General features: G+C 50.2%; 20 protein-coding genes and 1 pseudogene. 8 read left to right on the forward strand and 13 right to left on the reverse strand.

What is annotated here, in order from left to right:
- Positions 1-448 precede the first annotated feature (448 nt).
- The 4 genes and pseudogenes from LX59_RS16040 to crcB all read left to right on the forward strand — a co-directional run.
- Positions 449-1,948, forward strand: a pseudogene (locus LX59_RS16040) (DNA translocase FtsK); the annotation flags it as partial.
- A gap of 15 nt (positions 1,949-1,963) precedes the next feature.
- The gene (lolA, locus tag LX59_RS04275; protein WP_425457471.1) at positions 1,964-2,614 is read left to right on the forward strand and encodes an outer membrane lipoprotein periplasmic chaperone LolA; all 651 of its coding nucleotides are present in this window, start codon (positions 1,964-1,966) and stop codon (positions 2,612-2,614) included.
- 7 nt (positions 2,615-2,621) lie between these two features.
- The gene (locus LX59_RS04280) at positions 2,622-3,947 is read left to right on the forward strand and encodes a replication-associated recombination protein A (RefSeq protein ID WP_144570603.1); all 1,326 of its coding nucleotides are present in this window, start codon (positions 2,622-2,624) and stop codon (positions 3,945-3,947) included.
- Between the two features lie 2 nt (positions 3,948-3,949).
- Entirely contained in the window at positions 3,950-4,318 is a 369-nt protein-coding gene (gene crcB, locus LX59_RS04285) for a fluoride efflux transporter CrcB (RefSeq protein ID WP_144570604.1), read from the forward strand.
- A gap of 2 nt (positions 4,319-4,320) precedes the next feature.
- Here crcB and LX59_RS04290 read toward each other — a convergent pair whose 3' ends face one another.
- The gene (locus tag LX59_RS04290) at positions 4,321-4,623 is read right to left on the reverse strand and encodes a putative quinol monooxygenase (RefSeq protein ID WP_144570605.1); all 303 of its coding nucleotides are present in this window, start codon (positions 4,621-4,623) and stop codon (positions 4,321-4,323) included.
- Positions 4,624-4,655: 32 nt separating this feature from the next.
- Positions 4,656-5,042, reverse strand: coding sequence for a nuclear transport factor 2 family protein (locus tag LX59_RS04295; protein WP_144570606.1), 387 nt, complete (start codon positions 5,040-5,042; stop codon positions 4,656-4,658).
- A gap of 235 nt (positions 5,043-5,277) precedes the next feature.
- Here LX59_RS04295 and LX59_RS04300 point away from each other — a divergent pair, with 235 nt between their 5' ends.
- Positions 5,278-6,528 carry a GGDEF domain-containing response regulator gene (locus tag LX59_RS04300; RefSeq protein WP_144570607.1) on the forward strand — a complete coding sequence of 417 codons (1,251 nt, stop codon included), beginning with the start codon at positions 5,278-5,280 and terminating at the stop codon, positions 6,526-6,528.
- Positions 6,529-6,586: 58 nt separating this feature from the next.
- On the opposite strand, the gene LX59_RS04305 is transcribed toward LX59_RS04300, so the two are convergent.
- From LX59_RS04305 to metH, 6 genes are all read right to left on the reverse strand, one after another.
- Positions 6,587-6,805: a Txe/YoeB family addiction module toxin gene (locus LX59_RS04305; protein ID WP_342779670.1), complete on the reverse strand. Its 219-nt coding sequence runs from the start codon at positions 6,803-6,805 to the stop codon at positions 6,587-6,589.
- 17 nt (positions 6,806-6,822) lie between these two features.
- Positions 6,823-6,960 (reverse strand): type II toxin-antitoxin system Phd/YefM family antitoxin, encoded by a 138-nt coding sequence (locus tag LX59_RS16125; protein ID WP_425457472.1) that lies wholly within the window; start codon positions 6,958-6,960, stop codon positions 6,823-6,825.
- Positions 6,961-7,181: 221 nt separating this feature from the next.
- Complete coding sequence (locus tag LX59_RS04315; RefSeq protein WP_144570608.1) at positions 7,182-7,553, reverse strand: lysozyme inhibitor LprI family protein; 372 nt, start codon at positions 7,551-7,553, stop codon at positions 7,182-7,184.
- Between the two features lie 142 nt (positions 7,554-7,695).
- Positions 7,696-8,166: an RDD family protein gene (locus LX59_RS04320; protein ID WP_144570609.1), complete on the reverse strand. Its 471-nt coding sequence runs from the start codon at positions 8,164-8,166 to the stop codon at positions 7,696-7,698.
- Between the two features lie 197 nt (positions 8,167-8,363).
- On the reverse strand, positions 8,364-8,756 hold the full coding sequence (locus LX59_RS04325) for a hypothetical protein (RefSeq protein ID WP_144570610.1): 393 nt from the start codon (positions 8,754-8,756) through the stop codon (positions 8,364-8,366).
- 184 nt (positions 8,757-8,940) lie between these two features.
- The gene (gene metH, locus LX59_RS04330; protein ID WP_144570611.1) at positions 8,941-12,633 is read right to left on the reverse strand and encodes a methionine synthase; all 3,693 of its coding nucleotides are present in this window, start codon (positions 12,631-12,633) and stop codon (positions 8,941-8,943) included.
- A 290-nt stretch (positions 12,634-12,923) separates the two neighbouring features.
- On the opposite strand from metH, the gene LX59_RS04335 reads away from it, so the two are divergent.
- The gene (locus LX59_RS04335; RefSeq protein ID WP_144570686.1) at positions 12,924-14,270 is read left to right on the forward strand and encodes an OprD family porin; all 1,347 of its coding nucleotides are present in this window, start codon (positions 12,924-12,926) and stop codon (positions 14,268-14,270) included.
- 331 nt (positions 14,271-14,601) lie between these two features.
- Here the strand turns inward: LX59_RS04335 and LX59_RS16045 are convergent, their stop codons facing one another.
- Positions 14,602-18,342, reverse strand: coding sequence for a beta strand repeat-containing protein (locus tag LX59_RS16045; RefSeq protein ID WP_170234330.1), 3,741 nt, complete (start codon positions 18,340-18,342; stop codon positions 14,602-14,604).
- A 294-nt stretch (positions 18,343-18,636) separates the two neighbouring features.
- Between LX59_RS16045 and LX59_RS04380 the strand changes: the two genes are divergently transcribed.
- Positions 18,637-20,937, forward strand: coding sequence for a fatty acid cis/trans isomerase (locus LX59_RS04380; RefSeq protein ID WP_144570612.1), 2,301 nt, complete (start codon positions 18,637-18,639; stop codon positions 20,935-20,937).
- A gap of 80 nt (positions 20,938-21,017) precedes the next feature.
- Positions 21,018-22,199 carry a phage head spike fiber domain-containing protein gene (locus LX59_RS04385; RefSeq protein ID WP_144570613.1) on the forward strand — a complete coding sequence of 394 codons (1,182 nt, stop codon included), beginning with the start codon at positions 21,018-21,020 and terminating at the stop codon, positions 22,197-22,199.
- A gap of 10 nt (positions 22,200-22,209) precedes the next feature.
- On the opposite strand, the gene LX59_RS04390 is transcribed toward LX59_RS04385, so the two are convergent.
- Genes LX59_RS04390 through LX59_RS04405 form a run of 4 tightly spaced genes read right to left on the reverse strand, consistent with a single transcriptional unit; the run spans position 22,210 to position 26,018 of the window.
- Positions 22,210-22,893 (reverse strand): sulfite exporter TauE/SafE family protein, encoded by a 684-nt coding sequence (locus LX59_RS04390; protein ID WP_144570614.1) that lies wholly within the window; start codon positions 22,891-22,893, stop codon positions 22,210-22,212.
- Complete coding sequence (gene ccoS / locus LX59_RS04395) at positions 22,883-23,083, reverse strand: cbb3-type cytochrome oxidase assembly protein CcoS (protein WP_144570615.1); 201 nt, start codon at positions 23,081-23,083, stop codon at positions 22,883-22,885. Before ccoS ends, LX59_RS04390 begins: the two co-directional genes overlap by 11 nt.
- Positions 23,080-25,503: a heavy metal translocating P-type ATPase gene (locus tag LX59_RS04400; protein ID WP_144570616.1), complete on the reverse strand. Its 2,424-nt coding sequence runs from the start codon at positions 25,501-25,503 to the stop codon at positions 23,080-23,082. The genes ccoS and LX59_RS04400 overlap by 4 nt, the downstream gene beginning before the upstream one ends.
- Positions 25,503-26,018: a FixH family protein gene (locus tag LX59_RS04405; protein WP_144570617.1), complete on the reverse strand. Its 516-nt coding sequence runs from the start codon at positions 26,016-26,018 to the stop codon at positions 25,503-25,505. Before LX59_RS04405 ends, LX59_RS04400 begins: the two co-directional genes overlap by 1 nt.
- Positions 26,019-26,044: the final 26 nt, after the last annotated feature.

Consider the following 26,044-nt stretch of genomic DNA (forward strand, 5'->3'; position numbering starts at 1 on the left):
TGCTGAGCGTCGAGTAATACAAGGAGCAGGTTCATCCGAACTGCCGCCCGCTTCAGTGATGGCCAGTATGCCTGCTTCGGTGTTTAGTGCTAAAGCTCCATCTTTCTCTGCAACTTCTGCGGAAGATGAGCAGAATATTCCGACGCTTAAGACAAAGGATCAGTATCAGGAGGAAGAGGATTGGCGCGATGAAGATATTCCGCTTCTAAATCAGCCTATAGTGGAAAAAGATCCTTATCCTGTGGCTTCTTATCAGAGCCCACCGCCTAAGCATGAGCCCTTGATAGAGGACTCAGAAGAGGAGGAAGCCCTCGCTCCTTGGATGCAGCCTAAAACCAGTAGTGCAGATCGGCTAGCGCCAGTAGAGGTTGAGGATTGCTCAGACTCTGAGGATGCAGAAGAGGATGACTTCCAACCCCAGTATCAGGAAAAAGACTCTGTATGGGCGGGCAGTCTACCGCCAATTTCCTTGCTCGATCCGGCTCAGGAGCCTCAAAATCAATGCACGGAAGAGTCCTTAGAGGCAACTTCGCGTCTGTTAGAGATTCGCCTTAAAGAGTTTGGTGTTTCGGTGACGGTAGAGGCGGTGCATCCGGGGCCAGTGATTACTCGGTTTGAAATTCAGCCGGCTCCGGGCATCAAAAGCAGCCGTATCTCTAATTTGGCTAAGGATTTGGCCCGTTCATTGGCGGTACCTAGTGTGCGGGTGGTGGAAGTGATTCCGGGGCGTACTACGGTCGGGATTGAAATCCCCAACGAGCACCGGCAAATCGTCCGCTTGTCCGAGGTGCTGTTCTCTGAAGTCTATGAGCAAGCCAGCTCACCCGTACCCTTGGCTCTGGGGCATGACATCAGCGGTCATCCTGTGGTGACGGATCTGGCTCGTATGCCGCACTTACTGGTGGCTGGTACTACGGGCTCAGGCAAGTCGGTAGGGGTCAATGCCATGATCCTCTCCATTTTGCTTAAGTCCACGCCGGATGAGGCGCGTTTAATCATGATCGACCCCAAAATGCTGGAGTTGTCGATTTATGAAGGTATTCCCCATCTACTGTGTCCGGTAGTGACGGACATGAAAGAAGCCGCTAATGCGCTGCGTTGGAGTGTGGCTGAAATGGAGCGCCGCTATAAGCTGATGGCCGCAGTAGGGGTGCGTAATTTGGCGGGCTTTAACCGCAAGGTGAAGGAAGCCGAAGAAGCCGGTAAGCCGATGACCGATCCTCTGTTCCGTCGTGACAGCATGGACGATGTAGCTCCGCCGCTCCACAGTTTGCCGACTATTGTGGTGATTGTGGACGAGTTTGCCGACATGATGATGATTGTCGGTAAAAAGGTAGAGGAGCTTATTGCCCGTATTGCCCAAAAAGCGCGTGCAGCGGGAATTCATTTGATTTTGGCCACTCAAAGACCTTCGGTAGACGTGATTACGGGCTTGATTAAGGCCAATATTCCCACCCGTATTGCCTTCCAAGTGTCCAGCAAGATCGACTCACGCACGATTCTGGATCAAGGGGGCGCGGAGCAACTCTTGGGTCACGGTGACATGCTGTATCTGCCGCCGGGTACAGGGCAGCCGATTCGAGTGCATGGAGCCTTTGTCTCCGATGAAGAAGTGCACCGTATTGTAGATGCTTGGAAACAGCGCGGTCAGCCGGATTACATTGAAGAAATTCTAACCGGCGTTGAAGAAGCTGGTAGCGGTTTTGAGGGTAGTACGGGCAGTGGCGAAAGCAGCGAAGGTAGCGAAGAAGATCCGCTATACGATGATGCGGTGTATTTTGTGACCGAAAGCCGCCGCGCCTCGATTTCGGCCGTGCAGCGTAAGTTCAAAATCGGTTACAACCGCGCCGCCCGTATGATTGAAGCCATGGAAGAGGCGGGTGTCGTAAGTTCAATGAATACCAACGGTTCGCGCGAAGTGATTGCGCCGCCTCCAGTTCGTGATTGAGGAAGCTTAATGCCCATGGCAAAACACAGTTGGCTGTTGTTACGCGCTCTGCTGGTGCCTGTACTTGTGTGGATGGGTTTGGTTCATGCCCAAGCGGCAGCTCCGGCGAATACCTCGGTACAAAAGCTTTCAGAGTTACTCAGCCGTGCCCAAACCCTGAGCGGGCGTTTTTCGCAGCTCTCCTTAGACAGCAGCGGTACCCGCTTGCAAGAAAGCAAAGGCGAGATGAGTTTGAAACGCCCTGGTCAGTTTTATTGGCATACCGATCAGCCTATGGAGCAGGTACTGGTATCCAACGGGGAAAAAGTCTGGCTGTATGACCCTGATTTAGAGCAAGTCACCATTCGTAAGCTGGATAAGCGCCTGACCCATACACCTGCTTTGCTGTTGTCCGGTAGCTTGGCCAACATCAGCGAAAATTTTGATGTATCTCATCGTGAAACCGGCGAAATCGCAGACTTTACCCTCAAACCCAAGGGTAAAGACAGCATGTTCGATAGCCTGCGTCTGTCGTTTCGTAATGGGGTCATCAACGATATGCAGTTGGTGGACAACGTAGGCCAGCGCACCAATATCCAGTTTTCTGAGATCAAACTGAACCCTAATTTGCCTGCTAACCGGTTTGTGTTTGAAATTCCCAAAGGGGTGGATGTGATTTCGGAATAGTGCTCTCGTGGATTTATTTGAGCCCTCGGCCTCCTTTGATACACGCCCGCTGGCCGCACGGATGCGGCCCCAAGCTTTGGCAGACTATGTAGGGCAGGAGCATCTACTGGCCTCGGGTCGCCCTCTGCGAGAGGCCATAGAGCGCAACACTTTATATTCCATGCTGTTGTGGGGGCCACCGGGGGTTGGGAAAACCACCTTAGCCTCTTTGCTGGCTCAGCATTTGGGATTACATGCCATACTGCTGTCGGCAGTGACCGCCGGTGTACGTGAGGTGCGCCAAGCGGCTGAACAGGCGCGTCAGCAACAGCGTACAGGCCAACGAACGCTGTTGTTTTTGGATGAGGTACATCGCTTTACCAAAGCGCAGCAGGATATTTTGCTGCCTTATCTGGAGGATGGAACCCTGATTTTTATTGGGGCTACCACTGAAAATCCTTCCTTTGAATTGAATGCAGCGCTCTTGTCTCGATTGCGTGTGCATGTACTTAAGCCCTTGGATCAAACCGCCCTTATGTCACTGATTCAGCGGGCACTTAAAGAGCCGCAGGGAGTGCAACAGCCCTTAGCACTGTCTGACCCTCAGCAGCTTGCTTTATGCCATGCGGCCGATGGCGATGGGCGGCGTTTGTTAAATCTGCTGGAGGCTGCTGCTGATTTAGCCGATCCCCAAGGCAAACTCTCAGACGGCCTGTTGAGCGAAGTTTTAGCCCATCGCCCTCAGCGCTTTGATAAGCAAGGTGATGTGTTCTATGAGCAGATTTCAGCGCTGCATAAATCGGTACGCGGTTCAGCGCCTGATGCGGCCCTGTACTGGTATGCCCGTATGCTGGAAGGTGGCTGTGATCCTTTGTACATTGCGCGGCGCGTTGTGCGTATGGCCAGCGAAGACATTGGGAATGCAGACCCCAGAGCTCTAAGCCTGTGCTTGAGTGCGTGGGATGTACAGGAGCGTCTAGGTAGTCCAGAGGGGGAGTTAGCCATCGCACAAGCCATTGTATATCTAGCTTGCGCGCCCAAGAGCAACGCGGTGTATCTGGCCTTTAAACAGGCTCGTCAGGCGACAATGGGGCAGGAGTCCTTAGAGGTTCCATTACATCTGCGTAATGCCCCCAGCAGTCTGATGCAGCAGCTCGGCTACGCGGATGGCTACCGCTATGCCCACGATGAGCCAGAAGCTTATGCCGCTGGGGAAGATTATTTTCCTAAGACCATGTCACCCGCCCAATATTATCAGCCAGTTCCTCGTGGGTTAGAGCTAAAAATTCGTGAAAAACTGGAGCATCTGCGTCAATTGGATGCCCAAAGTCCGCTAAAGCGGCGTGAGGATTGAATATGCAGGCATTCTTTGCAGTAGCCATAGGTGGCATCTTAGGCTGCTCCGCCCGTTATGCTTTGGGGTTGTGGTTGGTTGAGCGTTACCCTAAATACTTTTTCTTGAGCACTTTATTGGTCAATTTGTTGGGCTGCTTAGCGATTGGTTATTTGTATGCACTGTTTCTGGCCCGCCCTGATTGGCCTGTAGTAGTGCGCACAGGGCTGATGGTTGGTCTTTTAGGCGGGTTTACCACTTTCTCCAGCTTTTCTCTGGATACCCTACGCCTAGTGGAGCAGGGCCAGCTACTAATGGCTTTAGGATATCTAAGCTTGAGTGTAGGTGGCGGTTTGTTAGCCACCAGCCTCGGCATACAGCTAGCCCGATGATGCTAACCGCAAGTTTTATAGGTATGTACTGATACTGAGGTGGTGAGCGCTGGTAACTGCTCTTTTAAAGCCAGTAGGTAGGCTTGTTGACTGTGTAGATCGAAAGCCGCTTGATCTTGAAAGTGCTCAATCATGGTAAAAAGTGCGGGGTTTTCTAGGGACTGATGTAGGTGATAACTCAAGCAGCCCGCTTCCGCCCGAGTGGGTTCTAGCATCCCCAATAAGGCACTTTTCAAAGCAGCTTCTTGCCCCGCGATGGCTACAAAGTGGGCGACACAGGTTAAAACCTTAGATTCAACCATCATAATGAACCCTTGTTTGCGTGGGTTTACAGGATTTAGACCACTACAGTACCCTGATGGTAGAGCATCTTCCAGCCTTGTTCAGTGTTTTGCCACAGCGTGGCGCGGCGTGATAGGCGCGTGGCCTGTTGTAGGCTGTAGGTGATAAGAAAATGCTGTGTTTCAATGGGACGAATCTGATAGTCAAAAGTATGCCAAGGCTCTTGAATGGGATTTTGTTGGCGCGCCTTAAGCACACTGAGTACAAAGGCTCGATCATAGATTTTTCCTGAGGCCCCTACTTCCCAAAAATCTTGCACTAAAAGCCGCTCGAAATGCTCAGAGCAGGCTCCTGAGTTAGCACAGTAAATCAGGGGCTCTAAGGCTTTGAGTTGTTCTAAAATCTGGGTTAGATCCGTAGGGATTGGCGTGTTATTAACCATATAGTAGAAGAACTCATTCCAAATGGCATAGAGGAGTGGAGAAAGAGAGATTGCTTTTAAATTCTTTACTTCATACTACATTATGAAAAAAATATCAAAAATCATTGAAGGTTGAATTCAGTCTGAGATGAGGCAGAGTTTATTTTTACCGATTTTTATAGGAGGCATTTTATTATAAAGGCGTTAGATTTTTACTAAAGTTAAGGATAGTAATTGTTTAAATAAAGGAGGAGGCATGCACAGTATTTTGGTTATCGAAGACAGTCCATTACTGCTGAAAATAATGGCGCACTTATTTAATCAACATAAAGAATGGCAGCCGGTATTTTGTGCCTCTTATCAAGAAGCAGAGTTACTACTTGAAACCTCAGCTAGCTTGTTTTTTGCGGCTTTTGTGGATCTTCATTTACCCGATGCCCCTAATGGAGAGACTATTGATTTAGTCATGGAGTATCATTTGCCCTGTATTGTGCTAACAGGTAGTTATAATGAGCGGCGGCGTGATGAGCTGCTGATGAAAGGTGTGGTTGACTATATCTTAAAAGAAAACTACCGCTCCTATGAGTATGCATTTAGGTTATTGCAGCGTTTAGAGCGCAATGCCTATGTAAAAATATTAATTGCAGAAGACTCAGAGGCCACACGTAAGTATATTAGAACAATACTTACGCCTCAGTGTTATCAGATTATTGATGTTTCAAGTGGCAACCAAGCGCTTGAGGTTTTAAAGAGCCAGCCCGATATTGATTTAATTATTATTGATCACAGTATGCCAGGGTTGACAGGAGTTGACTTGGTTAAGATTTTACGCCAAAAAATGTATTACAACGAAATCGTTATTATTGGTTTATCAGCGGACGTGCGTGGTTCACTCAGTGCTATGTTTATTAAGCACGGAGCGGATGATTTTCTGCGTAAACCCTTTTACCCCGAAGAGTTGACCTGTCGTATTATGTCCACCTTAGAGCGGCGTGATTTAGTACGAGCGCTGCGTAAAGCAGCACAGTTTGATAGCTTAACAGGGTTGAATAATCGGCGTAACTTTTATGACGAGGGTATAAAGCTTTTCCAAGAGGCGGGTCGCAATAAGCGCCAACTAAGCGTTGCTATGATGGACTTGGATTTCTTCAAAAAAATTAATGATAATTTCGGTCACGCTACGGGAGATGCTGTTTTAGTAATCTTTGCTAAGGCTTTAATAGCTTATTTTCCTACTGCCTTAATTGGACGCTTGGGGGGAGAAGAGTTCGCCATGATCATAGATGAACCTTTAGAGGCTATTATCCATATGCTGGAAAATTTAAGAGAGCATTGTGCAGAAGTTAAATATGCACTAGAGGCTCCACCTCTTTCGTTTAGTGCTGGGGTTTATCAGAATCATACAGGTAGTTTGGAGTTGTTTTTACAAGAGGCTGATAAATATTTATATCAGGCAAAGCACAGTGGGCGTGGGAAAACCTGTAGTATTCTTTCGCTCTGTATTTAATTAAATGTACAGTGAGTATTAATGATTATGGGTGGATAAAAACTATTAATAGTCGCCATCAGCGTCGTCGGGTATCTTCAACGGCATACACAAGGCGGTTGGTGTCATCAATACGGCGAGACCAAAAACCAGCGAGGTTCATTTTTAGTGGTTCGGGTTTTCCTATGCCTTCAAAAGGGGAGCGTTTAATCTCCTCAATCAGTTTGTTAATTCGTTTTAGAGTTTTCTTATCTTGATTTTGCCAATAAAGATAAGTGTTCAGTGTTCCAAGCTTCATCCGTCCAAGTAAGTAATCTACTCATCCAGCAGATCTCGCTCCTGAACTTGGGTGGTTCGGTATTGTTCAATGGACTTGGCTAAGTGTGTTGCATTGGCCGGTGATTTCAGTAGATGAACGGTCTCCATGAGGCTGTTGTAATATTCTAACGACATGACAACAGCATCTTCAGCATCACGGCGGGTAATATAGTACAGTCTGCATCGTTAACTACTTGATCTAATACAGATTTAAGATTGTTACGGGCTTCCGTAAAAGAAATGACTTGCATGGTAGTCTCCCCATGATCTGTGCAACTTAAAGTACAAGTATAATGCTTTTCCTGAGTTGTACAATTAGATGTACAGATTGCGGTCAGCTTTGGTACGTTTGGTTCTCAAAGCTGGCTGTTGAGGCAACCTGAGCTTTTGCACTCGCGGATACGGTCTTGCAGAAACTGTGAGCGTTGGATGGTGGTAGAAGTGGCACAACCAAGATTGACGTAGAAGCCGGTGGCATCTTTTCTGGAGCACTCAGCGTTTCGAGTGTTCAGCCAAGACAGTTGGCCACTCTTGAGCTTTGCCTTTCCGGTAGCGTCTAGCAGGGGAACAAGGGTTCTGTAGTTGGCATTTAGTTCGCGGTCTGCTTCTTGGTAAATTTTATTCAAGCAGTACAGCCCATCAAAATCATCTTTAGGGTTATCGCAGGCCTCATTGGCAAGGCTAAGGCCAGAAAATACAAGCGCGAAAATAGCAAAGGTCAGTTTCATGATGTCTCCGAATTTAGGGCTAATATTTATGTTCGATTGTTCGATTGTTCGATTGGCCGTCTTTGGTGTGGATGTTAACAAGAGTCAATGAAAAAGCGGGGTTTTAGCCCGCTCAGGTAAGCGAATGCAGGATTGCTACTTGCTAGGCGCTTTCGAATTTAACTGGCTCAGAGCCTGTGCTTACTTTTTTTATGACAACTGTCCCAGCTAATTTATCGTGCCATCCTTGTTTTCTTTTATCAAAAGCAACCCAGATAATTCCCAGAAAGAGTGGAATTATTGAAATAAGGTAAGCGAAATAACGGCCAATTAACTGAGCTGGGCTTGCAGGGTTTCCCGTTTTAGCGTCAACAATTTTTGCTGATACTGCCATTTTTCCTGGGGTAGCCTGCTTAAATATCCAGAAAATAATGACCGCTACGGTAGGAAAAACCCATGAAATTAGAATATCTGCAGGGCCAGCAAATATTCCGGAATTTTCATCTGTGTAGTAGCACCATCCGTATATATAAATAAGAGCGGGAGCTGTGATGAGAAATGTTAGTATCGTATCAATTATTGAGGCCCCCGCTCTTACCCAAAAACCGGCATATTCGTATTCATTAGTATCCATGTGTTTAACTCCTTGTTGGTTATAGAAAATAATTAGAATAACAACTGAAAAAGTACAGTTATTGATTTTTGAAAAGTGAGTATTCGTTGATACGGCGATAGGTACTTATCCAGGTTTTAACGGTGGCTCATGGTTTTTAGTATGGAGCCAATGGAGTATGTACTTTTGCTTAACCTATTTGCTTGCAGGGTTAAGCATTATTTAGCTTTTTCCCATATACCCTGTGCGTCGCGATAGTGAACCATATCGCCAAGTAATACTCGAAATGCGGTACCGTCATTTAGGCGACCCTCGCCAGAACCATTCACTAAATTCGTTCCTGTACGAAGAATAATAACCTCTCCATATCTTCCATCATTACAAGTTACTTTTGTTTTTAGCATGCGTGATTGTGTATATTGGTCGTATGTTCCGTCACAAGCAAGTCCATCTAAATTTGATACTTGAAATGTTCCGCTAATTATGGTTGCCACTGCTTCACCGAGTAAGGGTTTACTCCCATCGGATACTTCAACAAGGATTCCTGTGCGTACAGCGCAACTTGTTAATAATACAGTTGAGCATAGGATGAATAAATTGATCTTCTTCACAAATTATTCCTTTGAGTATGTTATTAACTCAGTTTTCATTTCATAACCAAACTACTGTTAGATCCCACTTGGTATGTAATGGTTCAAGTGGGTCTAGTGAGTAGTCTTCCTTGCTGATTAAGTGAAGCTTTTTTAAATTACATAGCTATTCACAAAGAAGCTTTTTTATCGTTGCAATTTACTTTTAAACCTCATACCCCAAATTTGGCGCTAACCATTTTTCGCTGGTCGCATCGGTTTGGGCTTTGCGCGCGCTGTAGCTTTGCACTTGGTCTTTGTCGATTTTGCCCACGGCGAAGTATTTGGCCTGCGGATGGGCAAAGTACCAACCGCTGACCGAGGCGGCGGGGAACATGGCGTAGTGCTCGGTTAGGCCTACGCCGCACTGTCCTTGTGGGTCGAGGATTTGGAACAGGGTGCCTTTTTCCGTGTGGTCGGGGCAGGCGGGGTAGCCGGGGGCGGGGCGAATGCCTTGGTAGTGCTCGCGGATCAAGCCTTCGCTGTCCAATTGCTCGGTGCTGGCGTAGCCCCAGAAGTCTTTGCGTACCCGCTCGTGCAGCCATTCGGCGCAGGCTTCGGCCAGTCGGTCGGCGAGGGCTTTGACCATGATGCTGTTGTAGTCGTCGCCTTGGTCTTGGTAGTGCTTAGCCAGTTCTTCCGCGCCGATGCCCGCCGTGACAATAAAGCCGCCGAGGTAGTCGGTTTTGCCGCTGCTTTGTGGGGCGATAAAGTCAGCTAAAGACAGGTTGGGTTGGCCATCAGGCTTGTGGGTTTGCTGGCGCAAATGGTGCAAAGTGGCCAGCGGGCTGCCATCGGTTTGGCTGAGGGCAATATCGTCCTCGTTGATTTGCTGCGCAGGCCAGAAGCCGAGCAGGGCTTTGGCGCGGATCAGTTGGCCGTCGATCAGCTTCTTCAGCAGGATTTGCGCGTCTTGATAGAGCGCCGTAGCCGCTTCACCGACGATTTCATCGCTCAAGATGCGCGGGAATTTTCCGGCCAAATCCCAAGCCATAAAGAACGGCGTCCAGTCGATGTAGGGCACCAGTTCGTTAAGGTCGATATTGTCCAGCGTTTGGCTGCCGGTGAACTTCGGCACGGGCGGCTGGTAGTTAGCCCAATCCAGTTGCAGCTTATTGGCCACGGCATCGCTGTAGCTCAGGCGCTCGGTGCGGGCTTGGCGTTGACCCATGCGCTCACGGATTTCGGCGTATTCGGTGCGGACTTTTTCCACATAAGCGGGCTTGAGTTCTTTGGACAGCAAGCTGGTGGCCACACCTACGGCGCGGGACGCATCGGTGACATACAGTACGGCGTCGTTGTGGTATTGCGGTTCGATCTTCACCGCCGTGTGCGCTTTGGACGTGGTCGCGCCGCCGATCATCAGCGGGATGCTCAGGCCTTGACGCTGCATTTCCTTGGCCACATGCACCATTTCATCCAGCGAGGGGGTAATCAAACCGGACAGGCCGATGATGTCGCATTTTTCGGCCACGGCGGTTTGCAGAATCTTCTCGCAGGGCACCATCACGCCCAAGTCAACAATGTCGTAGCCGTTACAGCCGAGCACCACGCCGACGATGTTTTTGCCGATGTCGTGTACGTCGCCTTTCACCGTCGCCATCAGGATTTTGCCCTTGGCTTCGGGTTTGTCGCCTTTTTCTTCCTCAATAAAGGGAATCAGGTGGGCCACGGCTTGCTTCATCACCCGCGCGGATTTCACCACTTGCGGCAGGAACATTTTGCCCGCGCCGAACAGGTCGCCAACCACGTTCATGCCGGACATCAGTGGGCCTTCGATCACCTCAATAGGCCGTTTGCATTGCTGGCGGCATTCCTCGGTGTCTTCGACGATGAAGGTGGTGATGCCTTTTACCAGCGCGTGTTCGAGGCGTTTGTCCACCGGCAGGCTGCGCCATTCTTCGGTTTCGGCTTCTTTCACGCTGCCGTCGCCCTTGTATTGATCGGCGATGGCGAGCAGGGCTTCGGTGGCGTTGGGGTGGCGATTCAGCACCACATCTTCAACTTTCTCGCGCAGCTCTTTGGGAATCTCGTCGTAGATTTCCAACTGACCGGCGTTGACGATGCCCATGCTCAGGCCGTTCTGGATGGCGTGGTAGAGGAAGACCGAGTGAATGGCCTCGCGCACCGGATTGTTGCCACGGAAGGAGAAGGAGACGTTGGACACGCCGCCGGAACTCAAAGCATAGGGCAGGTGGTCGCGGATGTAGGCGCAGGCGTTGATGAAGTCGACCGCGTAGTTGTTGTGTTCCTCAATACCGGTGGCCACAGCGAAGATGTTGGGATCGAAGATGATGTCTTGCGGTGGGAAGCCAACTTCGTTGACCAAAATATCGTAGCTGCGTTGGCAGATTTCTTTTTTGCGCGCTTCGGTGTCCGCTTGGCCGACTTCGTCGAAGGCCATCACCACTACCGCCGCGCCGTAGCGTTTACACAGCCGCGCGTGGTGTTTGAAGGGCTCGATGCCTTCTTTCATGGAGATGGAGTTGACGATGCCCTTGCCCTGAATGCACTTCAGGCCCGCTTCGATCACTTCCCATTTGGAGGAGTCGATCATGATCGGCACGCGGGAAATGTCCGGCTCGGAGGCGATCAGATTGAGGAAGGTGACCATGGCCGCCTTGGAATCCAACATGCCCTCGTCCATGTTGATGTCGATGACTTGGGCACCGGCTTCCACTTGCTGGCGGGCCACGTCGAGGGCTTCGGCGTAGTTTTCCTCGCGGATCAGGCGCGCGAACTTGGCCGATCCGGTGATGTTGGTGCGCTCACCGACGTTCACAAACAGCGAGTCGCGGCTGATGTTGAAGGGCTCTAAACCGGCCAAGCGGCAGGCTTTGGGAATTTCTGGAATGGCGCGCGGCGGGTATTTGGCCACGGCTTCGGCAATGGCTTTAATGTGCGCCGGAGTGGTACCGCAGCAGCCCCCGACGATGTTCAAAAAGCCCGAGGCGGCAAACTCGGCCACCACTTCGGCCATTTGCGCGGGGGTTTCGTCGTATTCACCAAAGGCATTGGGCAAACCGGCGTTGGGGTGGGCGGAAACGTAGGTGTTGGCCTTGGTAGCCAGTTCTTCCACGTAGGGACGCAGGTCTTTGGCCCCCAAGGCGCAGTTTAGGCCGACGGAAATAGGGTTGGCGTGGGCGATGGAGTTCCAAAACGCCTCGGTGGTCTGGCCGGACAGGGTACGGCCTGAAGCATCGGTGATGGTGCCGGAAATCATGATCGGCAGCTCGATGCCGTCTTCTTCAAACACTTGCTGCACAGCAAAGATGGCGGCCTTGGCGTTGAGGGTGTCGAAGATGGTTTCGATCAGGATTAAATCCGCGCCGCCCTCAATCAAACCACGGGTGGCTTCGGTGTAGTTCTCCACCAGCTCGTCAAAGGTGACGTTGCGGTAGCCGGGGTTGTTGACATCGGGGGAGATGGAGCAGGTACGGCTGGTTGGGCCAACCACACCGGCGACAAAGCGCGGACGATCCGGCGTTTCGAGGGTTTTGGCGTCGGCGACTTGGCGGGCTAAACGTGCGCCTTCGACGTTGATTTCATACACCAAATGCTCCATGCCATAGTCGGCTTGGGAGACTTGGGTAGCGTTGAAGGTGTTGGTTTCGAGGATGTCGGCACCGGCATCCAGATAAGCTTTTTCGATGGCTTGAATCACATCCGGACGGGTCAGGAGCAGCAGGTCGTTGTTGCCCTTCACATCCTGCGGCCAGTCGGCAAAGCGGGTGCCACGGTAGTCTTCCTCGGTCAGCTTGTAGGTTTGGATCATGGTACCCATGCCGCCGTCGAGCATGAGGATGCGTTCCTTGAGGGCGTTTTGGAGGGCCTGAAGGCGAGCGGCGCGGTCGGACATGGGGGATACCTAAAAAGCGTGGCTGAAAAACTGAGCATGATAGCAAAGTTGCTGAGTCTTCTGAGACTGGCCTGAGCTTTAGGGTATGAATCGGGACGGAAAGGTAAGCAGGGTAAACGTGGAGGATAAAACTGCTTAAATCCCTTGTCCTAAACAAGTTTCTTTAGATTTTTTCCAGACTGAAATGTTTATGTCATAAAGCTTTTCCAGAATGCCCCCAGACTTTTAATACAATAGATGGGGGATATCTCATGCTGAATCAGCAGGCCACGGGCACAATGCCGCGTTGGATGGTTCGGACGGTTAAATCGAAAAAGACTGTACTGGGTGGTCTGGGTTTAGCATTACTGACGCAACAAGTAGGTGCTGCTGGTTTTTTTGAGGACAGCAAAGCCGATTTAACATTGAAAAACTTCTACATCAACCAAGACCAACGTCATGGTGGTGGTGCACGTGCGGAGGAGTGGGGCCAAGGCTTCTTCCTGCGTTATCAATCCGGTTTCACCCAAGGCTTGGTTGGCTTTGGTCTGGACGCTGAGATGCTCTACGGTTTACGTTTAGACAGCGGTGGTCGTGCGGGTAAAGCAGGTATCACCCGTACTCCGGGTACCATGTTCCCCTTAGATCATGATGGTTCCGCTGAAAATGGCTTTGGGCGTTTGATTCCCACCGTTAAGATGCGTATTTCTGAAACCATCTTCCAATACGGTGGTTTGACGCCTAAGTTGCCGGTAGTCAACTCCAACGATGGCCGTCTGTTACCCCAAACTTTCTTGGGGGGGCAGGTCACTTCTAAAGAAATTAAAGATCTGACTATGGTCGCCGGTAAGCTGGAGCGCTCTTACGAGCGGAACTCCAGTAATAGCGAGCCGCTCTCCATTGGTGGTGGCTACAACAACTCGGCCAGCCTGAAAGATCGCTACAGCAACGAGTTCTACTACGCCGGCTTTGACTACAAGCCGATGAAAGACCTCACCGTGCGTTACTATTTTGGTCAGTTAAAAGATTTTTACGACCAGCACTTTGTGGGCTTGGTGCATAAGATGAGCCTGCCAGTAGGCTCTTTGACCACGGATCTGCGCTATTTTAATAACGATTCCGATGGCGAAAACTCCAGTAAATCGGGTCGTGCCGAGGGATGGCGCAGTGCCGGTTATTGGTCTGCGGGCGATCCCGATCAGTACGAGGTTGATAGCAGCCTGTGGAGTGCCATGTTTACCTATGCTCTGGGTGGACACTCAGCCAGCTTGGGCTTCCAGAAAATTACCGGTGACAGCGATTTCGTGTACTTGCTGAAAGGCCAAGGAAGTTCGCCGTTTATCATTACCGACATGCAATCCCAGAAGTTTACCAACGCCGGTCAGCAGACTTGGGTAGCTAAGTACGGCTATGACTTTGCATCCTTGGGGGTTCCTGGTTTGAAAGCCAGCGTTGCGCACGCTAAAGGTCGTGAAATTGACGCAGCAGATGGCAATAACAAAGAGTGGGAAACCGACTATCGGGTGGATTACGTGATTCAAAGTGGTTATCTGAAAGGCTTGGGCCTGACCGCTCGTCATGCAATGTTCCGCAGTAATGATACGACCGACCGCGATGAAACCCGCCTCTTGGTGAACTACACCATTCCGCTGCTGTAAGTCATTCCGCGCTTGGTTTGGAGTGGGTGACTGCTCTGTCTCCTGATCCCATCCCCTGAAGTTATCGCAGAGGATGGGATATCAGCCTAAAGCACTCAGTATCAGACGATAAAGTCTTCTGCCTCCAGAACGCTGGTGCCAGTCAGTGTCAGCATAAATTCAGCGTCTGAGTCTGCGTCAGTACTGCCGTACAGATAGCGGGCATTGTTGGCGATATCCACTTCGTAACGTAGTTGGCCCGTGGCATCAGCAGCTCCTTGAGATTGGGTAACTTCAGCCGGCTGGCTGGAAGGGAAAGAATAAGGTCGTTAGACCTTATTCTCTGATGTCATCAAACTATAAAATCATCTGCACTGACGGCACCTGTGCCGGTTAGTGTGATCACAAATTCTGCGTCTGAATCTGCATCGGTACTGCCATACAGATAGCGAGCGTTGTTGGCGGCATCCACCTCGTAGCGTAACTGGCCGGTGGCGTTACTGCTGAAGGCAGCGGTACCGATAAACGAAAAGGAGTCGTTGGCCGCTGTAGCACTGTTGGCATCTAATGCTGAAAGGTCGATGAGATCACCACGAGCAAAGTCCGTGATCAGATCGCTTTGTTCCTTAGTCAGGCCAAGGTCGGAGAGAGACTGAAAGACAAAACGGTCGTCACCCGCGCCGCCAGTGAGTTGATCCGCCCCGGTGCCACCGACCAGCACATCATTGCCACTCCCACCGAGCAAGTTATCTTGGCCCGTACCACCGTATAGGGTGTCATTACCTGCGCCACCGTTCAGGTTGTTGCCCAAAGCATTACCCAGTAACACGTTATTCAGGCCGTTACCAATACCGGTGATGGCACTGCCCGTCAGGGTTAGGTTTTCTAGGTTATCGCCTAGGGTATAGCTGACGCTGGAGATAACGCGATCAATGCCCTGATTAGCCGCCTCAACGATCAGGTTGGTAGCGGCATTACCCACAATATAGGTATCGTTCCCAGACCCCCCCTCCAGACGATCATTGCCGGTGCCACCTTCTAGGGTATCGTTGCCCTGACCACCGCGTAGGGTGTCGTTCCCGCCTTCACCACGCAGGTAGTTGTTGCCACTGTTGCCTACAATGAGGTTGTTTAGGGCGTTGCCGGTACCGTTGATGGAGGCATTACCGGTCAAGGTTAGGTTTTCAACATAGTTACCCAGCGCATAGTTGATGCTGGCCTGTACCGTATCAATCCCCCCAGCAGCAGAAGAAAGCTCAGTGACCACATCCCCAACGTTGTCTACGATGTAGGTGTCGTTACCAGAGCCTCCTTCCAGACGATCCGCTCCGGTGCCACCATCCAAGGTATCGTTGCCTTGGCCCCCGCGTAGGATATCGGCTCCAGCTCTACCCTTGAGTAAGTTTGCCGCACTGTTACCCACCAACAGGTTATCCAGATTATTGCCCGTACCGTTGATAGCGCGAGTACCGGTTAGGGTCAGATTTTCCAGATGATTGCCTAGGCTGTAGTCGACGCTGGATTGAACGGTATCAATCCCCTGATTAGCGACTTCGATAATTAGGTTGGTGGCTGCGTTACCAATAATATAGGTATCGTTGCCAGAGCCCCCTTCGAGACGATCAGTACCGGTACCGCCTTCTAGCGTATCGTTACCTTGACCACCGCGCAGGGTGTCGTTGCCGCCTTCACCGCGTAAATAGTTATTACCGCTGTTGCCGATAATCAGGTTATTTAGGGCATTGCCAGTACCGTTGATGGCTGCAGTTCCGGTTAGCGTCAGGTTTTCGACATAATTGCCCAAGGTATAGCTGATGCTAGCTTGTACCGTATCAATGCCTCCAGCGGTAGAAGCCAGCTCAGCCACCACGTCACCGACATTGTCTACGATGTAGGTGTCGTTGCCGGTGCCGCCCTCTAAGCGATCAGCCCCGGTACCGCCGTCCAAAGTGTCATTACCCTGTCCACCCCGTAGGACATCATTGCCGCCTTCACCGCGCAGGTAGTTGTTACCACTGTTGCCCACAATCAAGTTGTTTTGGGCATTACCCATCCCTCTGAGTGCGCCGTTGCCAGTCAGAGTTAGGTTTTCGACGTAGTTACTCAGGGTATAATGGACACTGGACAGCACGTTATCGATACCGCCTGCCGCTGAGCTTAACTCGACGATAACGTCCCCAATGTTGTCCACTATATAGGTATCGTTACCGGAGCCACCTTCCAGTCGATCTGCTCCGGGGCCACCGTTCAGGGTATCGTTCCCCTGACCACCGATCAGTCGGTCGCTGTCCGCGCCACCTTGCAAATAATCATTCCCTGCACCACCTGCTAGGGTGTCATTGCCAGCACCGCCATTGAGGAAGTCATTGCCGCTGCCGCCTTCCAAATTGTTGTTTCCATTACCTCCGAAGCGGGAATCTGCGGCTTTTTGGGCAATGGTTTCCAAACTCCAAGTGGTACCGTTGGGAAACTTAATTTGTTGAAGGTTGTTGTAGTTGTTTTTGGGATCATTCTCGTAAAAAAAGCGCTCTACGGTAACGGTTTCCGAGGTATCTATGATCTCAATGATCAGATTATTACCACTTTTATAGGTCGCAATATCAGACTCCGAAATGCCCGATTTAAACTGCAGAACGTTGAATTTTCCGGACGAATTACCGTTATAGGTCGTAGAGTCGTAAAAATCCGTTATGGTGTCGTGGCCATCCCCTCTACCGAACAGATAGGTATCGTTGCCGGTACTGCCGTTGAGAATGTCGTTTCCACCTCGACCATCCAAGACATCACCGTATGAGGTTCCTTGGAAGCGTTCATCGGCCTCAGTCCCAATAAAGGCTTTGGCTCGAATCTCGGCTAAATCCCATAGGGTGCCGTCCTGAAAAATGATTTGCTGTAAGTTGTTGTAGTTATTGACAGGGTTATTATTGTAGAAAAAATCCTCCACAGTAACGCTGTCAGAACTCCCCACTTTGATAATCAGATTATTATTATCACGGGAAGCTGTTACATCTGAGACACTGACATTGGCCTTAAATTGCAGGGTATTGAGTTTACCGGATGAGTTGCCGTTGTAAGCAGTGGAGTCGTAGAAATCCGTTATGGTGTCATGGCCATCGCCTTTGCCGAATAAATAAGTATCGTTACCGGCATCACCGTTAAGGGTATCGTTTCCACCTCGACCATCTAATACATCAGCGTATGAGGTGCCACGGAAACTTTCGTCAGCCTGAGTTCCAATAAAGGCTTTGGCGCGTATATCTGCTAAATCCCAAATAGTTCCATCTTGGAAGGTGATTTTTTGTAAATTGTTGTAATTGTTGTTTGGGTTGTTATTGTAGAAAAAGTCCTCCACGGTAATACTGTCAGCACTACCGACTTTGATGATCAAGTTATTGTTATCACGCTGGGCCGTTACATCCGAAACACTGACATTAGCCTTAAATTGCAGGGTATTGAGTTTACCGGATGAGTTGCCGTTGTAAGCGGTGGAGTCGTAGAAGTCCGTTATAGTGTCGTGGCCATCGCCCTTACCAAACAGATAAATATCGTTGCCGGTGCTGCCGTTGAGAATATCGTTGCCGCCCCGTCCATCCAGCACGTCTGAGTATAGGGTTCCCTGAAAGCTCTCATCCGCGTCAGTTCCAATAAAGGCTTTGGCGCGTATATCCGCTAAATCCCAAACCGTTCCATCTTGGAAGGTAATTTGTTGTAGGTTGTTGTAACTGTTGTTTGGATTGTTATTGTAGAAAAAATCCTCCACGGTGACGCGATCCGTAGCACTAACCTGAATAATCAGGTCATTGGTACTGCGATAAGCACTAATGTCAGAGGGGCTGATATTGCCTTTGAACTGTAAGGTGTTGAGTTTACCCGAGGAATTTCCGGTATATGCTGTGCTATCCCAAGAGTCGGTTATTGTATCTTGGCCATCGCCTCTGCTAAAAACATAGACATCATTTCCAGTGCCGCCGTTTAGAATATCATTGCCCGTAAGACCCTCCAGAGTGTCATTTCCAGCGTTCCCGTTAATTTGATCGTCAGAATTTGTTCCGCGAAGTAGGTCACTGGATGAGGTTCCATTAATTACGGCCATTAGGTGCTCCTTTAGTTGAGATGGCTGAGATGTATTAGTTTTTATACATATAACCTCTCCGAGTTTCAAAAATTTAATTAGTTTAATATCTCGTCTGGTATTACCAGAGTTGCTGTTTGATTCCGTAGTGATTGCAGCAAAAAGCAAGCTTGATATTTATTTAATATCAGTCTTTATTTAGAAGAATACTTGATGGAAAGTGCTTATTTATCAAAGGTACTGTTGTTCGGTAACAAGCAGAAGGCTAACATTTGGGCCATTTTTGGAGCCTGCGGGATAGGATCGTTTTGCCAAATGAAAACGAAGACATCTCTTCTGTTGTTATGGATCCTCATCTTCTGTGGAGGGAGTCTTAGCCTTGAGGCGCAATCCCTATCCTTTCAGCGCGATATTCAGCCGATTTTTGCTGCTAAGTGCGTTGCTTGCCATGCCTGCTACGATGCCCCTTGTCAGCTTAGTCTAGGCAGTGGATCTGGGCTATTGCGAGGGGCTACTAAGCTGCCTGTTTATGACGGGGTGCGTACACAAGACCAAGCCACCACGCGCCTATTTGTTGATGCTTCTGATGAGTTTGGCTGGCGGGAGAAAGGCTTTTATTCGGTTTTAAAGGCTGCCAATAACGGCTCATCGGCTGCACTTTTACAACGTATGTTGGAGTTAGGTCACAGCCAACAGTGGCCAGCCAATGCCCCTTTACCTAAGACCTTGGATATTGGTATTAACCGCCAAAATGTGTGTCCTTTACCGGCTGAATTTAATGAGTTTGCTCGTAAAAATCCCGTCTTGGGTATGCCATTTGCTGTTACGGGTTTGACTCAGGACGAGTACGCTACCCTACAAAACTGGTTGAAGCAGGGCGCGCCTATGGATGAACAACCCCCACAATCCACCGCCCTTGAGCAACGATATATTAATGATTGGGAACAGTTTTTTAATGCCCGCGATGAGGTTCGAAAGATACTGGTTAGCCGTTGGTTATACGAGCATCTGTTTTTAGCTCATCTGTATTTTGAGGGCAGTGAATCAGGACATTTTTTTGAGCTGGTACGTTCTAAAACGCCTTCTGGCCAGCCCATAGAACCCATTGCTACCCGCCGACCTAATGACGATCCGGGCGCTGAGTTTTACTATCGTTTGCGGCCGATACAGGGCGTTATTGTCCATAAAACACATATTACCTATGCCTTGAGCCCCCAAAAACTGGAGCGCATCCAAGCGTTATTTTTGGGCGAAGATTGGTCAACCCATTGGACTCCGAATTATGGAACCTATGAGCAGGCCAATCCCTTCCTAATTTTCGCAGCAATTCCCGCCCGTGCGCGTTATCAGTTTATGTTGGACGATGCCGAATACTTTGTGCGCACCTTTATCCTCGGCCCTGTGTGTCGTGGGCAGATCGCGACGGATGTGATCCGAGATAATTTTTGGGTGATGTTTCAAGATCCACAACAGGATCTGTTTGTCACCGATGCTCTGTTTCGTAGTCAGACAATGCCTTTATTGCAACTGCCGGGGCTGACGGGTTCTTTGGCCGAACTACCTTTGCTGTGGCAGTCCTTTCGCAGTAAACGCAACAGCTATGCACAGTTGCGTAGGGAGCGTTATGCCAAAGCCCCAGCACCGGATTGGTCGCATCTATGGCAGGCTAATGACAATGCGTTGTTGAGTATTTTTCGCCACCACGACAGCGCTTCAGTGCATAAAGGGTTAGTTGGTGGTGTGCCGCAGACACTTTGGTTAATAGATTTTCCGCTATTTGAGCGTATTTACTATCTATTGGTAGTGAACTTCGACGTATTTGGTAGCGTAGCCCATCAAGCACAGACTCGTTTGCACTTCGATCTACTGCGCAATGGGGCTGAGAAAAATTTCCTCCGCCTGATGCCGAAGGAGCAGCGACAAAGCTTACTGGATGATTGGTATCAGGGCAGTGGCCAGTTACGGGTATGGTTGGATTATCCAGCATTGGATGTAACGACTCCAACAGGACTCGCTTTATCAAAGGCTGATGCGCGTCAGGAGTTTGCCTTGCTTTTGTTAGAGCGCTTATCAGCGATTAATGCGGCTCCTGATCCCATCAACCGTTGTGTGCAAGGTAATTGTCATCGCCCCGACCTGCCTCCCGACTTGGCTAAGGCTGAGCAAGGGCTAGCCCGTCTATCAGACAAACCCGCCAGTCTGTTACCCGTGATTAAGTATCTACCAGAGGCCACTTTATTACGGGTGACTTTGCCTGATGGTCAGCGCGAGGTGTACAGCCTGTTACGCAATAGAGCGCATACCAATGTCGCTTTTATGCTAGGGGAGTCGTACCGTTATCAGCCAGACTTGGATACCCTGACGCTTTATCCGGGGGTGTTGAGCAGTTATCCTAACTTCATTTTTAGCCTGCCTGCGTCCGAGGCCGTTCAGTTTGTGGATACTTTGCAACAAGTACAGGATGAGGCGGCTTTTCTACAACTGGTAGCTCGTTGGGGGATTCGTCGTACTCACCCGGAGTTTTGGCATCACTTCCATGATTTAAAGGCCTATGTGAACGAACGAGACCCCATAGCAGTCGGAATATTGGATATGAACCGTTATCAGGATTTTTAATGTGATCTGTCTGACTGACTGTATTTCCATTATCTTGATAGGCCTGAACCTTTTAGCACTTTGAATTTGGATGGAACTCTATGGGCTTTTTTTCGTGGCTTTTTTCTAAGAAAAGTGTAGAAGCCAAACCCGCATCAGCTTCGTTACTACTGGATTTTGCAGCACAGAACTATCGTGCTGGAGCTTTTGGCTCAACGGATCTAAAGACTAAGGCTTTGGCTGAGCTGGTGACTTTAACGCGCGCATCTGGGGCGGGTCGCTACAACGCCCAAGGCTATTTTGAATGGCTGCCTGAGCAGACCCCTCGTTTGGATCATGATCCTGTTACTAAAGCCCCCTTGGGGTTGTTAATCGGCTCACAACGGGTGAACCGTAATGGGTTTTCGACGGCTTTTGATTCTTGGCAACCCAGTCAGATGGATGTATATCCCAACGCCCAACAAGGGTTGGACGGGCAACAGTCTGCTGTTCGCTTAGTCGCTAAGGCGGTCTTGGCCGGGCATAACATTGGTGCACCTATTGGTCCAGTAGTTGCTGGGCAAGAATATGTTGTGCGAGTACGGGCAAAATCCGATGGACTGCGTTATTTAGTCTTTAATAGCAACGCCAAGTTTTTTGGTACCCAAGATTCGGCTTGTTTTGATCTGGTTGATGGGGTGGTAACGCTGCAAAGCGCGAATAATCGTGCCAGTATTCGGGCTTTATCAGAGGGTTATTGGGAGTGTACTTCGGTATTGAAAGCCTTTGAGGAGGGTAAAGCCTCTGTTTATTGGGTAGTAAGTTCTGTACCTGAGCCTAAGGTTCGTCCTGATCGCTTTGTGGGGGATGAGGAGGCTGGACTCATCCTATGGGGGCCGGAGTGCTCAGAAGGTTCCTCAATGGATACAAGCTACATTCCCACGACTACGGCTGAACCCGTAACCCGACTGGCAGATGAGGCTCTATTACTCTTAGGTTCTTGGTTTAATGCGGAGACTGGAACTTTTATTCTGGAGCATGACGTACCTCTAGGAAAGGTGTTGTTGTCCAGTGGTGATCAAGTAGTGACCTCCGTAGGTGTAGGTCGAACCGCTCTGGCCTATGATGCTAAAGGTTATTACCTAAGCCATAATGCAGGTACTTACGGTACTCATAAGCCGATTAACTTTGTTGATGCCCTGCGCTTGCTGGCGAGTGCTACAGACTCAGCAGATGCTCATTTGAAAAAGCTGACCTACTACCCGCGTATTGTGACTCAAGCGGAGCTGGTTGCTTTAAGCTGAGATTAGCCAGCTACTCATGGCCCATCAGCCCATGTTGATGGGGCCATTCAGGAAGGCTCCACAAACCAAAGATAATGATGAGCAGGCCCGCCGCCCAGCGAAGCTTTTTTTGCTGCAACCAATACTTTAGGCGTTCTGCCGCAAATCCTGTCACCAAGAGCGCCGGGCAGGTTCCTAAACCAAAAGCCAGCATCAGCCAAAGACTGTACCGGCTATCACCTTGGCTGGCCGCCCAGAGTAGGCTGCTGTACACCAAGCCACAGGGTAGCCATCCCCAGAGCATTCCCGCTATAAAAGCTCGCGATAAGCTACGAATGGGTAAAACACGAGCAGCAAAGGGTTGTAAGTAACGCCATAACTTATGGCCTAGTTGTTCTAGGTACTTGAGGGGAACGCCCCATCCAGCCATATATAAGCCCATACCTATAAGCAGTAGGGCTGCTAAGGTTCGTAGCAAGAGTGCAGCGGGGCTGTTTGCGATTACCCAACCTAAACTCCCCATGAGCAAACCTGCTACGGCATAGCTGCAGATACGGCCTAGGTTATAGCTGAGTAAAAACAACAGGCGGTTCGGATGGGCTGCTGATTGGGTGCTGAGTGCTGCCATAAGCCCTCCACACATACCCAGACAATGCCCACTGCTTAACAAACCAAGCAATAAAGCTGAGATGAGCAGAGAAACTTCAGGCATCATGGGGCTCTTGGGCGGCTGAGGTTTGTTTTGGATTGAGTTGGCGTTTTTCCTCTTCGCCGTCGAATACAATCTGGTGTGCTGGGCTGTCTAAATCCTCATATTGACCGTTATCAATAGCCCAGAAAAACAGCCAAATAACGCCTATCAGGATGAGTACAGCGGCTGGAATCAAAACGTAGAGTGCGGTCATGGGCTACTCCTAGGGACATCAGGGAGGCGTGATAAACGCAAGGCATTGAGTACGACCAGCAAGGAGCTTAGGGACATCCCCAACGCGGCCCACAGTGGCGTAATCCAACCCAAGGCTGCGAAAGGAAGTACTACCGCATTGTAGGCACAGGCCCAGAGAATGTTTTCGATAATGATACGTCGGGTTTTTTGGGCAATCTTGAAAGCTTGAGGCAAGCGGCTCAGATGGTTAGATAGCAGTACCATATCAGCCGTGATTTTAGCTAAGTCGGCTCCAGAGCCCATTGCTACACTGATGTCGGCCGCTGCTAAAACGGGAGCATCATTCACGCCATCTCCCAGCATCAGAACCCTATGCCCTTGGGCTTGTAGCCTTTGCACATAGGCTAATTTAGCACTGGGCGGTAGATTGCCTTCTGCCTGTGTAATTCCAAGGCTTTGGGCAACCTCTTGAACCCTAGGCGAACGATCACCTGACAGCAGTATGGGGGTCCAACCCTGTTGCTTGCACTGATGTATTAGCTCGGAAGCCTCAGGTCGCAAAGAGTCTTCCAGCAAAAACCAAGCGAGTGGCCCTTGGGGGTTAGCCAATAGCAAATATAGACCCTGTTGGGTGGGGGGCTCGGGTGGATTCCTTCCATACAGTGCGGCCGCAAACTGGGGTTGACCGATACGCAGTACCTGATTGCCTGCCATGCCCTGCAATCCAAAGCCGGGGTAGCTCTGTACTTGGTGGGCTGCTTCATGGCTTTGTCCAAAGGCTCGGGCAATAGGGTGCTCGGAATGCTGTTCTAAGGCAGAGGCTAGGGCTAAACACTGAGCCTGATTTAAACCCGCTAAAGGTTGAATGGATTCTAGGGTTAAACGGCCTTCGGTTAGGGTTCCGGTTTTGTCCAGTACCAGCGTATCAATACGATTGAGCCCTTCCAGTACATGGCCTCGGGTAATCAGCAAGCCGAGGCGATGCAGTGTGCCGGTAGCGGTGGTTAGGGCCATAGGGGTTGCAAGGGATAACGCACAGGGGCAGGTGGCTACCAGCAGCGCTAATACGATCCACAGCACACGGGAAGAGTCTAGCTGCCACCAAATCAAGCCCACAATGGCCGCAATACACAGCATGCTGATCAGAAACCACTGAGCCACTCGGTCAGCTATTTCTGCCAGTTTGGGTTTTTCTGATTGGGCGCGCTCCAGCAGTTGTACGATGGCCGATAGACGGGTGTGATTGCCTAAAGCTTCCACATTCAGAGTGAGAGGGCTTTCGATGTTAAGGGTTCCAGCGGTTACGGAATCCCCCGCTTGACGCGCTAGGGGTAAGTATTCGCCGGTGAGTAGGGATTCATCGACGCACGACTGGCCTTGGATGATTCGCCCATCTACAGGAATGAGATTTCCCGGCGGCACTAAGATCCGATCGCCGACCTGTACCTCCGTCAGCAAAACCCGTTGCGTTAGCCCCTGTTCATCGAGTTTCAGGCAGGAAGCCGGCAATAATTTGACTAACTGAGTGGTTGCTTCAGCAGTACGCTCACGGGCACGGCGTTCTAAGTAGCGTCCTGTCAGTAACAACAGGGCAAACATGCCCACCGTATCGACATACAGTTCCCCCTGTCCGCTGATGCTAGACCAAAGCCCAGCTATATAGGCTCCGGCAATGGCTAAGGAGACGGAAACATCCATACTCAGATGGCTTGTACGCAGGTCGCGTACCGCCCCGCGAAAAAAATCCGCACAGCAATAAAAGACTATTGGGGTGGTTAAAATCAGCGCTGTCCAGCGCAAAATGCGATCCATACCTACCGATAAGTCCAGATTAAATTCAGGCCAAGTGGCCATGCTGGCCATCATGACTTGCATCCACAGCAAACCAGCTACCCCGATTTGACGTAAGGCGCGGCGGTTTTCGTAGGCCATGCGTTCGGTGGCTTGGTCGGGCTGGTAAGGGTAGGCCACATAACCAATGCGCCTTAATTCTGCGATTAGGTTGCTGAGGCTGTGCTGGTGCGGCTCCCAACGCAGATAGAGGCGATGGTTGGAGAGATTTAAACGTGCTTCATACACTCCGACTAATGAACGTAGATGGCGCTCAATTAGCCAACCACAGGCCGCACAGGTAATACCTTCTACCAATAGGCAGACGGAGAGGGCGCTTTCTTGACGTGCTACGAACTCTTGCTGTACATCAGGACGGTCGTAGAGGGCCAGTTCGTCCTCCAGTACCTTGGGCAGGGTATTGGGGTTGATGGCTTTATCACTGCGCTGTTGGTAGTAGCTGTTTAACCCGCTGGATACGATGGTTTCTGCTACCAATTGACAGCCTAAGCAGCAGAACGAGCGCAACTCACCCAAGACCTGAGCCTGAAAATGCACAGCCTGTCCGATGGGTAAACCACAGTGGTAGCAGGTGGTAAGTTCAGACATCAGGGCGTTAATTCCAAGGCTTGACCGGATTTAAGGTAATGCTCTGCATATAAGCGCCACTCTTGCCCCTGTTGTTGGCCCAAAAGCTCGATAAAGCGTCGTCCTCGTATGGAGTCGGTAGCTGATTCAGGCAGGTAGCCTTGATACTGGTTTTGCTCGGTGCGTTGTAGCACCAAACGGCGATCGCGCTCCGGTTGGGTGGGGGATATTAGGTTGAGCCGCAGTTGTTCCGGCAGGCTGTTACCACTGAGGCTAAGTTGGGCTCGGCCTTGCTGCTCATCCAATACTAACTGAGCACGGATGCCCAAACGCTGGGCTAGCTGTTCACGCTCCAAAGAGCGGTTAATTCCTTTGCCCACCTCGTAATAATTAGTGACCACTAAATGCTCTGGGTGAGTCAGGGCTAAGGTGAGTAAGGTGGTACCGGTTAGCACGGAGGTCGCCAAAATTCCGATCACAAACCAAGCCCAAAATTGAGTGTACCAACGTGAGCTCGTCTTGGAGTCAAAGGGCATAGGGTTACTCCTAGCAAAAATGGGCT

It is taken from the genome of Azomonas agilis, assembly GCF_007830255.1.
Lineage (GTDB): Bacteria > Pseudomonadota > Gammaproteobacteria > Pseudomonadales > Pseudomonadaceae > Azomonas > Azomonas agilis.